At 62.6% G+C, this 10,056-nt stretch carries 9 protein-coding genes and 1 pseudogene; 4 read left to right on the top strand and 6 right to left on the bottom strand.

The features are described 5' to 3' along the window. Positions 1-82: 82 nt before the first annotated feature. From H0V34_09790 to H0V34_09775, 4 genes are all read left to right on the top strand, one after another. A complete protein-coding gene (locus H0V34_09790; protein ID MBA2491972.1) occupies positions 83-1,144 on the top strand; it encodes an ATP-grasp domain-containing protein in 1,062 nt (353 codons plus the stop codon). Continuing rightward, complete coding sequence (locus H0V34_09785; protein MBA2491971.1) at positions 1,134-2,246, top strand: hypothetical protein; 1,113 nt, start codon at positions 1,134-1,136, stop codon at positions 2,244-2,246. The genes H0V34_09790 and H0V34_09785 overlap by 11 nt, the downstream gene beginning before the upstream one ends. 71 nt (positions 2,247-2,317) lie before the next feature. After that, positions 2,318-3,709, top strand: a complete 1,392-nt coding sequence (gene pabB / locus H0V34_09780; GenBank protein MBA2491970.1) for an aminodeoxychorismate synthase component I — start codon at positions 2,318-2,320, stop codon at positions 3,707-3,709. A 4-nt stretch (positions 3,710-3,713) separates the two neighbouring features. Continuing rightward, positions 3,714-4,376, top strand: a complete 663-nt coding sequence (locus H0V34_09775; protein ID MBA2491969.1) for an amino acid kinase — start codon at positions 3,714-3,716, stop codon at positions 4,374-4,376. Positions 4,377-4,591: 215 nt separating this feature from the next. Here the strand turns inward: H0V34_09775 and H0V34_09770 are convergent, their stop codons facing one another. From H0V34_09770 to H0V34_09745, 6 genes and pseudogenes are all read right to left on the bottom strand, one after another. Beyond that, the gene (locus H0V34_09770) at positions 4,592-5,212 is read right to left on the bottom strand and encodes an EAL domain-containing protein (protein ID MBA2491968.1); all 621 of its coding nucleotides are present in this window, start codon (positions 5,210-5,212) and stop codon (positions 4,592-4,594) included. Between the two features lie 488 nt (positions 5,213-5,700). Continuing rightward, positions 5,701-6,591 (bottom strand): response regulator, encoded by an 891-nt coding sequence (locus H0V34_09765; protein MBA2491967.1) that lies wholly within the window; start codon positions 6,589-6,591, stop codon positions 5,701-5,703. Positions 6,592-6,662: 71 nt separating this feature from the next. Beyond that, positions 6,663-7,787, bottom strand: coding sequence for a PAS domain S-box protein (locus H0V34_09760; protein ID MBA2491966.1), 1,125 nt, complete (start codon positions 7,785-7,787; stop codon positions 6,663-6,665). 6 nt (positions 7,788-7,793) lie between these two features. After that, a complete protein-coding gene (locus H0V34_09755) occupies positions 7,794-8,894 on the bottom strand; it encodes a nitrate- and nitrite sensing domain-containing protein (GenBank protein ID MBA2491965.1) in 1,101 nt (366 codons plus the stop codon). After that, positions 8,891-9,394, bottom strand: a pseudogene (locus tag H0V34_09750) (hypothetical protein). The gene H0V34_09755 and the pseudogene H0V34_09750 overlap by 4 nt, the downstream one beginning before the upstream one ends. A gap of 40 nt (positions 9,395-9,434) precedes the next feature. Continuing rightward, positions 9,435-9,668, bottom strand: a complete 234-nt coding sequence (locus H0V34_09745) for a hypothetical protein (GenBank protein MBA2491964.1) — start codon at positions 9,666-9,668, stop codon at positions 9,435-9,437. Between the last annotated feature and the right edge of the window lie 388 nt (positions 9,669-10,056).

Raw genomic sequence — 10,056 nt, 5'->3', positions numbered from 1 at the left:
ATGGTTTACTGTTTGATGGTCCGCTGGAGCCGCATAGTACAGAGCGCACCGGGCGATAGCGCGAGCGTTCGCCGCCGCGCGCATGCACGACACGGCCATCCATCAGGTCGATAACCGGTATGATTTGCAAGAGGTAAACGTGCGAATTTTTGTGTTCGAGTATGTAACAGGCGGCGGCATGCTGGCTGAAACCGTGCCCGCCTCGCTGACGTACGAGGGCGACATGATGTTGCGTGCGTTGATCAATGACCTGGCTGAAATTCCCGATCTGCATTTAACCACATTGCGCGATGCGCGTCTCGACGAGCCGGACTGGGGCGCCGATGTGCATTACGTGCATAACGAAGACGATTTCCGACGCGGCTGGCAGGAACTGCTGGGGGAGGCCGATGCGGTGTGGCCGGTCGCGCCCGAAACCGGTGATAGGCTGGAACGCTCCAGCCGCAAGGTGATCAACGCGGGCAAGCTGTTGCTCAACAGCCGTCCGGACGCGGTACGTGTGGCCGCGAGCAAGCTGCGCACCGCGGTACGGCTTACGCAGCACGGCCTGCCGATGGTGCCGACTTACGCCCTGTCCGAGTGCCCCCGTGATCACGCGAGCTGCTGGGTCGTCAAGCCCGACGACGGCGTGGGTTGTCTGGGCGCGCGCATCTGCCGCGACGAACAGGAACTCGCACGCATGGCCGCCAAAGAGTCCAACGGTGAGGTGTACGTGGCGCAACCTTTCATCGAGGGTGTGTCGGGCAGCCTGTGTCTGTTGTGCCGCGATGGCGAAGCGCGGCTGCTGAGCTGCAATCGTCAGCGCGTGGTGGTCTCCAACGACGAATTTCATCTGCTGGGTTGCGTCGTCAACGGTCTGACGGATGGGCGCGCGGGTTACGCGCGGCTGGCGCGTGGTGTCGCCGCCGCGATGCCTGGCTTGTGGGGGCTGGTCGGCGTTGACTTCATCGTCAGCGAGCACGGCCCGCTGTTGCTCGAAATCAACCCGCGGGTCACCACGTCCTATCTGGGCCTCAAGGATTCGCTGGGCGAGAATCCAGCCGCGCTGGTGCTGGACCTGATCGGCGGCGGCGAACTGGCGTCGGTGCGCACGCGCGCCCCGGCCGCCATCGACGTTTCGCTGGAGGCGGGTCATGTTGCTTGACCCGGTAGTGGGCTGGGATCTCGGTGGCGCCCACGTCAAGGCGGCCAGCGTCAACGTCAACGGCGCGGTGCAGCAAGTCATCCAGCGGCCATGTCCGTTATGGCGCGGCCTGCCGCAGCTGCGCATTACCTTGCGCAGCATGCTGGAGGATATGCAGATCGACCGCGCGTCGCACGCGGTAACCATGACCGGCGAGCTGGTGGACATCTTTCCCGATCGCACACACGGTGTGAGAGAGTTGCTTGGTGTGATGGTGCAGCAGTTCGGCGAGACGCCGCTGCTGGTGTATGCCGGCCGCAACGGCTTCGTGTCGGCTGAGGCCGTGGCCGCGCAGGCCGAGCAAGTGGCGTCAGCGAACTGGCTGGCGGCCGCCACGCTGGTCGCGAACCGGATGTCGGAAGGCCTATATATCGATGTCGGCAGCACCACCACCGACATGCTGAGCTTCAGCCACGGCGAGGTAAATGCGTGCGGGTTTACCGATCACGCGCGCCTGACGCAGGACGAACTGATTTATACCGGCGTAATCAGGACGCCGGTGATGGCAATTACCGACCGCGCGGCGAGCGCAGGCAGATGGACCGGCCTGATGGCCGAGCAGTTCGCCACGACGGCGGATGTCTATCGCCTGACCGGTGACCTGCCGGCCTATGCGGACATGCTGCCCAGTGCGGACGGCGGCGACAAGACCGAAGCCGCCAGCGCGCGACGCCTGGCGCGCATGCTGGGCGTCGATATGGGTTTGGCGACAGAGCAGGATGCCGCCGATAACGATGACTGGGTCAGGGTGGCCGAATACATCGCCGAATGCCAGCTCATGCGTCTGCGCACCGCTTGCGAGACACATCTCTCGCGCGGCGTGTTCGGGGTTAGCGCGCCACTGGTCGGCGCCGGCATCGGACGCTTTCTGGTGCGCGCGCTCGCCATACGACTGCAGCGTCCGTTCGTCGATTTCGGCACGTTCTTTCCCCCCGAGCCACTGGCGGGGGGTGCGGCGATCGCCGACTGCGCGCCTGCCGTGGCGATCGCGCTGCTGGCGAGTAACGAGTTCGCCGGAGGGCAGGGGAAGTCATACCATCGCGTCGGGGCGGGCGCCGAATAGCCGCCGTTACCGTTTGCAGGGCGCTGTGACCCCGCGTTGTGACAATGGGGCGTTTGCGTGTCTAAGCGGTCATGAGTGAAGCGCGCGTCACCGAGTTACCGTATTTTCCGCACAGCGACCGGTTGTTCGAATGCGTCGCCGATTTGCCGTGGGCCGTGTTTCTGGACAGCGGTCATCCCCACACCCGCCAGGGCCGCTACGACATCATCAGCGCCAATCCGATGATCACCGTGTATACTCGCGGCGCGATGAGCGAGTTACGTGGCGCGCACGGATCAAAGCTCCTGCCCGATGACCCGTTCGAGATTCTCCGCGAGTGTCTGGGTCCGCGCGCGGCGGCCTCCGTCGGCCTGCCGTTTTGCGGCGGCGCCATCGGTTACTTCGGCTACGATCTCGGCCGCAGGCTCGAACGCCTGCCCAGTCTCGCCGCGGACGCCGAGCAATTGCCCGAAATGGCGATCGGTATCTACGACTGGGCCCTGGTGGTCGATCATCAGGTCGCACGCAGCTGGTTGGTGGGGCACGGCCGCGATGACGACACATTCCGTCATTGGGACCGGCTCGTGACTCAGTTTCGCGCGCCGCGGCCGGCGCTTCAGCGCGAGCCGTTTCAAGCCGCTGGTGTCCTGAAGTCGAATATGGACGAGGTGTTCTACACGGCGGCGTTCAAGCGCATCAAACAATATATCCGCGCCGGCGACTGTTATCAGGTCAATCTCGCGCAGCGTTTTGCCGCGCCCACGCACGGCGATCCCTGGCTCGCATACCGGCGCCTGCGACGCATCAATCCCGCGCCTTACAGCGCGTACCTGAACACGCCCTTCGCGCAAATCCTGAGCGCCTCGCCGGAGCGATTCCTGGAAGTGCGCGAAGGATGCGTGCAGACGCGTCCCATCAAGGGCACCCGCGCGCGCAGCCCGGATAAGGCGCGTGATCGCGCCGCCGCCGAGGAACTCCTGAACAGCGCCAAGGACCGCGCCGAAAATCTCATGATCGTGGATTTGCTGCGCAACGACATCGGCAAGAACTGCGCGTGGGGCAGCGTGGCGGTGCCGGCGCTGTTCAGCCTGGAAAGCTTCGCGACCGTGCATCATCTGGTCAGCACCGTGACGGGCAAACTGGCGCCGGCGCGCGATGCGCTGCATCTGCTGCGCGGCTGTTTCCCCGGCGGCTCCATCACCGGCGCACCCAAGCTGCGCGCGATGGAGATCATCGAGGAGCTGGAGCCGCATCGTCGCGGTGTATATTGCGGCGCGATCGGCTATGTTGGCTTCGACGGGGCTATGGACAGCAACATCGCCATCCGCACCCTGGTAAACAGCCATGGCGTGACCCGCTTCTGGGCCGGTGGGGGCATCGTGGCAGATTCGGAGCTCGCAGCCGAATATCAGGAGACTTTCGACAAGGCGGCGGCGATGCGCGCGCTGTTTCAGCCCAGGCAGCAAGCGGTGACTCATCTCTAAACACATGAACCTGAACAAATGGGTGGTGAAGCTCGGCGGCAGTTTGTTCGCGGGCGAGTTCTTGCCCCACTGGCTGGCGGCGCTCGCGGAGCATGGCGCCGGGCGCATCGCGGTGGTGCCGGGCGGCGGTCCGTTTGCGGATCAGGTGCGCGCAGCGCAGGGACGCTGGCGGTTTGGCGACGCCGCCGCGCATCGCATGGCGATGCTGGGGATGGCGCAGTACGGGATGATGCTAAGCGACCTGCAACCCGGCCTCGTAGTCGCGGCCGATGAGGATGCGATAAGGCGCGCGTGGCGGGCGCGACAGGTGCCGGTATGGATACCGCCGGGTACGACCATGCGCGGAATGCGCTGCGACTGGTCGCTGACGTCGGACTCGCTGGCCGCCTGGCTGGCAGCGCGGCTGCGAGCGAGCCATTTGCTGCTGGTCAAGTCGATACGAATCGATGCAATCAAGGTCAATTCGCAAGAGCTTGCGCGCCGCGGCGTGGTGGACTCGCGCCTGGCGGAGTTGTTGAACGATAAGCGCTGTATGTGCCGCATCCTCGCGGCGCACGATTACGATTTGTTCGCTGCGGCGCTTAACGGGACACCGGTCGGCACGGCGGTGACACACCATCCTGGGCAAGGGCCGGCGCGATTGAATGACCCGTTGAAGCACCTTTGAGTTCGAAGATCGTAGGGTGGATAAAGCGCAGCGTACCCACCCATTTTTTTTCAGCCCGTTGTCTGTCGCTGATCCGCGCATTCGTTTGTGATGCCGAGATAGGCGGCCAGTGCGCTGCATGGGCTTCGCGAAATAAAAACCCTGCGCCAGGTCGCAGCCCATGGCGCGTAGCGACTCGACTTCGAGCGCCGTTTCCGTGCCCTCGGCCACCACGGTCAGATTAAGGCGTGCGCCAGGTCGATCATTGATTCGACGATGACCTTGTCGCCGGGTGTTTCCTTGAGTCCGGTCACGAACCGGCGGTCGATCTTGAGGATGTCCAGGGGAAACGATCGGAGATAGGAAAGACTCGAATAGCCGGTGCCAAAGTCGTCGATCGCCAGCTGCACGCCCAGCGTTTTGAGTTCACGCAAGGTCTCGATTGTTTGTTCGGCTTCGTCCATCGCCACGCTCTCGGTGATTTCCAGCACCAGCCGATGCGGCTGCAGGCCGGTTTCCCGCAAGATCTGGGCGACTTCCCGCACAAAATCGCCCTGCTTTTTAAGCTGCCCCGCGGCCACGTTCACGTTCATGCGCAGTGCGTAAGCGTGCGCGCGCTCCGCCGATGTGCCTGTTTCGTCGCTGGAGAGAGGCGACCGTGATGAAACATTCCTGTCCGCGAACAGCGGCCCCTTATCAATGCCGGCATCCTGCCAGCGTCGTCCCTGCTGGCAGGCCACGCGCAGCACCCAGCGACCCAGTTGGCTTATCAGCCCCATCTGCTCGGCAATTGGAATGAACTCGTTCGGCTGAATCATCCCGCGGGTGGGATGATTCGACCGCACCAGCGCCTCCACACCGTAGATGCGTCCGGTGGTCCAACTCGATCTTGGGCTGGTAATGCAGCACCAGTTCGCCACGCGCGATCCCCACGCGCAGATCGTTGCCGAGCTGCAGACAACGCAGCATCTGATCGCTTAAGCCCTCGCGGAACACCTCAAAGCACGCCCGACCCTTCTTCTTCGCTTCGAACATCGCGGCGTCCGCTTGGCGCAGCAGCTCGTCCGCCAACTGCTCGCCCTCACGGCTGAAGGCGATGCCAATGCTGGGCGAGGTGTAAATCGTCTGTCCTTCAATTAGAAAGGGCTCCTGCAATGCCGCGATGATCCGTGCCGCGACGTTGAGTGCGTACGCGGGATTGTCAAGCGCGTCGAGCAGGATCGTGAATTCGTCGCCACCGAAGCGCGCCACCGTATCGCCTTCGCGCAACGCTCGGCGCAGGCGTTCGGCGACCTGCTGCAGTAATTGATCACCGGCCGCGTGACCCAGCGAGTCGTTCACGAGCTTAAAGTTGTCCATGTACAGAAACAGCACGCTGATCTGCGAGTGGCTGCGCGGCGCTTTGGCCAGGGCGTGCCGCAGCCGGTTGTGCATCAGGGCGCGATTCGGCAGGCGCGTGAGTGGATCGTGGAAGGCCTGGTGTGTGAGGCGCTCCTCGAAAGCCTTGCGTTCGGTTACGTTGCGAAAAGCCACCACGACACCCGCCGGCGCGCCCCGTAATGGAAGAGATCGTGTGTTCGATGGGCGTGCGGCCACCCGCGCGCGACATCAGCCAGGCGTGACTGAGCAAGCCTCCTGACGTTTCCTCGCGCATAAGTCGCGCAAGCGTATTTTCCGCGGCTCCCTGCGTCGCGCTGAACGAAAAGAAAACCTCGTTGAGCGCCACGCCCAGCGCCTCGGATTGAGTCCACCCGGTCAAGGCCTCGGCCACGGGGTTGAGAAACACGACCTTTCCCTGGCGGTCGGCGGCGATCACGCCGTCACCGATGGAGCGCAAGATCGCGTGCAGGCGCGCTTCACTCTCGCGCAGGCGTGCCTCCACACGGGGTTTGTAGAGCGCGGTCTCAATCACTGCGCGCAGTTCACGCTCTTCGAACGGCTTGAGCAGAAAGCCATAAGGCTGCGCCTGCTTGGCGCGGTGCAAGGTAGCGTCATCGGAATTGGCGGTTAAGAAAACCACCGGCACGTCGAACCGCTCGCGCACCAGCATTGCCGTCTGCACGCCGTCCTTATCGCCCTGGATGTTGATATCCATCATGATCAGGTGCGGACGAATCTCCTCCACCAGGCGCAGGGCGTCGTCGCCGGAGGCCGCGGTGGCGGGCACTTCATAGCCCAGTTGCCGCAGCGCGGCCTGAATATCGCGCGCCACGATGCGTTCGTCCTCGACCACCAAGATGCGCGTAGGCTGCGCCGCCTGGTGACTTGCGCTGATTGAGTCATGCTGTCTCCCTCCGTGTCTGATCCTTACGCCGCGTCCGGAAGGGTGCTCGTATTGGCCGCTGGCGCCCGCTGGGGACGTGAGGCGGGAAAGCTGAGTGTCCAGCGCGCGCCATGATCGTTGCTCGATTCAATTACGCCGCCGATCTGCTCAGTGAGATCGGCCACCAGTTGCAGGCCCAGCGACGTGGCCTTGCGCAGATCAAATCCCGCCGCAATGCCGGGACCGTCGTCGGCGACGATCAGCCGCGCGCGACCGACTTCGCTGCCTGCCTCACTCGCGCGTAAGATAACGGTTAATACGCCGGTACGGCCGTCGGCGAACGCGTGCTTGAGGGCGTTGGCGACCAGCTCGTTGACGATCAGGCCGCAGGGCACGGCGGTGTCGATGTCGAGCGAGACCTCGTCAGCCTCGAACTTCAGCGTCACCGCGCTGGTGCGGTAGGATCGCAGCAAATGACCCACCAACTGGCGCAGGTAAGCGGCGAATTCCACCCGCGCCAGGGTGTGCTGCTGATAAAGCCGTTCGTGAATCAGGGCCATGCTCTTGATGCGGTTCTGCGCGTCACGGAACATCTCGCGCGTGCGCGGCTCCTGGATACGCCCCATCTGCAGGTTCAGCATCGATGAGATTACCTGCATGTTGTTCTTGACCCGGTGGTGAATCTCCTTCAGGAGTATCTCTTTCTCCGCCAGCGATGCGCGCATCTGCTCTTCGGCGTGTTTGCGCATGGTGATGTCGCGCATGGTTCCCGAGTAATACGTTTCGCTCCCGACGCGCCACATGTTGAGCGTAAGCTGGACAGGGAACTCACTTCCGTCCCGACGGCGCCCGACCAGCTCCAAGTCCTTGCCGATCAGATGCGCGTTGCCGCCGGCGCTGACGCGGGCCATACCAGCCGTATGCGCCCCCTGGAGACGTTCGGGAATGATTAGACTGACGGATTGACCCAGCACTTCGTCTTCCCCGTAGCCGAAAATCTCGTGCGCGCCCCGGTTCCACGAGATGATGTTGCCGCCTTTGCCGGCCAGCACGATGGCATCCGACGCGGTCTGCACGACGGAGCGGAAGCGAACTTCCGACTCGCGCAACTTGTCCTGGGCAAGCGTTGACAAGCTCCCGGCCATATTGGCGAATGCCCGGCTCAGCATTCCGTCTCATCCTTGCGCGCCTCGGACTTGGCTTGCACGTTCAGGTCGCCGGTCGCGATCTGGTTGGCGGAAAGCAAGCAGCTTGCCGAGAGGAACCGTGATATCGCGCATGATGAAAAGACTAATAAGTGAAACCATCAGCAGGCCAAGAGCCGCCCACGCCAGGATATAGCGCACCTCATGCTGGAATTTCTCGATGCGTTTGTTTAGCAATTCAATCAAGGTGCCCGTGACATGATTCTCGATTTCATAGATCGAATGGACGCTGCGGGTAATGGGCCCGTAATAGTCCACAGCGTAGTCATCTACCTTCTTGCTAGCAGCCAGCCGTCTGATATCGCCCGCGGCTTGCCGCACCGCGCTCTCGGTGGCATTTATGTGCGCTTCCAACTGCGGCTTGAGCGCTGCATTAAACGCCAGTGCCCTGCTTAGCGAGTCCTTAACGTTGTTCTGCAGAAAGTCCACCAGGACGGACAGGCGGTCCAGTCTTTCGAACTCCTCAGCGGTCCCGCCCTTGGCCGCCGTCATGCCAATGCCAAGACCGCTGGCCTGGGCCAATAATTCGCTTACCTCCGGCCCTTGAAAAATGAGCACATTCATCAGGTAGTAGCTGTCAATGTCGGGATCGAGCGTCAGATTAGAGGCGTCACCGACGTGGGTGATCAAGGCGATGGTTTTGCCAATCACGCTGGTATGCTGCTGGAAACTGTCGTCCGCAGAGAGGCCGGGCGTCTTGCTCACAAGTTCGCTGCAGGCAGCGCGCAAGGCAGTCCATTCCTTACTCGTGTGCAGGGCGCTATCCAGCTGCTGGTCCACTGCGTCCACTTTCGCGATGTCGTTCTCGATGTCGGCGTCTTTGGTGGCGAGGTTGTCCCTGAAAGCCGCGTCGCCGCTCAACCAGGCATTGGCCATGCTACGGTGCTGCTGCAGGTCTTTCAGCAGTGCCAGCAGCGGAATGTAATAGTCCACACCGCGCATCTCCTGACGTGCGAATTCAACTCCCAATGTGTTGATGGAGGAAACCATCTTGTAGGTCACCGCCGCAAACCAGACTAAAAAGACGATCGCCATCAAGGCCAGCTTCTGCCAAATTTTTAGGTGTTTCATCTACTGCCTTCTTTTGATGGGGAATCCGACATGCTCGGCGCGCACCTGGTCAAGATGCAGGTTGAAGGCGCGCATCGCGGCCCGCATGCGTGCGGATTCGGCTCCACGTCGTGCGAGTCGAAGACATCGTTGCCCGGCGCGTTGACCTCCGAGGCCAACTGGCCTAGTTCCAAGTACTGTGCGAGACGATCGGCCCAGGTCTCGGCCATGCCTGTGTAATGCATGCCGCAGATCGCGCCGCCCATCACCAGCGCCGCGCCAAAACGCTTCCAGATCGCGGTGAAGAGCGACTCCGCGAGCAGTTGCAGCGCGATCCATAACGCAGCGACCGCCACGGCGATCGCGATGACGAGGGAGAGCGCAAACAGCAACGGAGCGTAGCGAATCGGTGGGAACATGTGCATTCACGCCATGCCGGTGTAGTGCATCGCTACGATGCCGGAGCCATCAGACATCCGGCGCCAACTGAGTTGCGGGACGTCATGGCGCCACCTGACCATAAACAGCGCGAACCCACCGCGATTGACAGCGAAATCAGGGTTATGGGGATGTCGTACGACATTGGATCGGCAGTCGATAAGTCAGCGTGCCGATGAAGCGCATGCACCAAATGCCCATTCCCATTGAGAGCGAGCCGCCGACCAGCCAGAACCATTTGCTCTTGCGCGCGGTTGACGCAACGACACGCGAAACCAGGTCGACCGCGACGTAGGAGGCAAGGCTCGCCACCACGACAGACAAAATGACGAGCCAAATGTCGTAAGAGCCGGTCATTGTCGGTGTCCTCCGGGATTTCACAAACTTCTGTTCGTGCCGCCGTTCCCGCGTATCCACAAGCCGACATAGGCGAGCGATCCAATCTCTGATGTGAACGCGCAAAATCGGGCTGAACGGTCAATCAAGGTAGACGAACAGCCACGGCCGGGCGAGCGCGCCAAGACGAGCGGCACGCACCGCGCGACGGGCGGCTTGTTGCGTGCACGTTCCGCGTGGCGTGCCCATTGGTGAATGACAACCGGGGGTGGGCGATAAACGCGGCGGGCGAGGGTGCGGTAAGGGAGGCCGCGACGGAGGCGTGTGCGGTTGAAACGCGCACATGACGGTTGCGCCGCGCTTAAACCGGAGTACGAATTCGAGCTGGAATGTTGAGAAAAGTGTAGTA

The sequence above is a fragment of the Gammaproteobacteria bacterium genome, from assembly GCA_013696315.1.
Taxonomy (GTDB): domain Bacteria; phylum Pseudomonadota; class Gammaproteobacteria; order JACCYU01; family JACCYU01; genus JACCYU01.
The sequence above is the reverse complement of the archived record's forward strand: the minus strand, read 5'-3'. Positions and strand labels throughout refer to the sequence as shown.

Coding starts and splice junctions, on each gene's coding strand:
- H0V34_09790 (MBA2491972.1), top strand. CDS start 83: ATGCACGACACGGCCATCCATCAGGTCGATAACCGGTATGATTTGCAA.
- H0V34_09785 (MBA2491971.1), top strand. CDS start 1,134: ATGTTGCTTGACCCGGTAGTGGGCTGGGATCTCGGTGGCGCCCACGTC.
- pabB (MBA2491970.1), top strand. CDS start 2,318: ATGAGTGAAGCGCGCGTCACCGAGTTACCGTATTTTCCGCACAGCGAC.
- H0V34_09775 (MBA2491969.1), top strand. CDS start 3,714: ATGAACCTGAACAAATGGGTGGTGAAGCTCGGCGGCAGTTTGTTCGCG.
- H0V34_09760 (MBA2491966.1), bottom strand. CDS start 7,787: ATGCTGAGCCGGGCATTCGCCAATATGGCCGGGAGCTTGTCAACGCTT.
- H0V34_09755 (MBA2491965.1), bottom strand. CDS start 8,894: ATGAAACACCTAAAAATTTGGCAGAAGCTGGCCTTGATGGCGATCGTC.
- H0V34_09745 (MBA2491964.1), bottom strand. CDS start 9,668: ATGACCGGCTCTTACGACATTTGGCTCGTCATTTTGTCTGTCGTGGTG.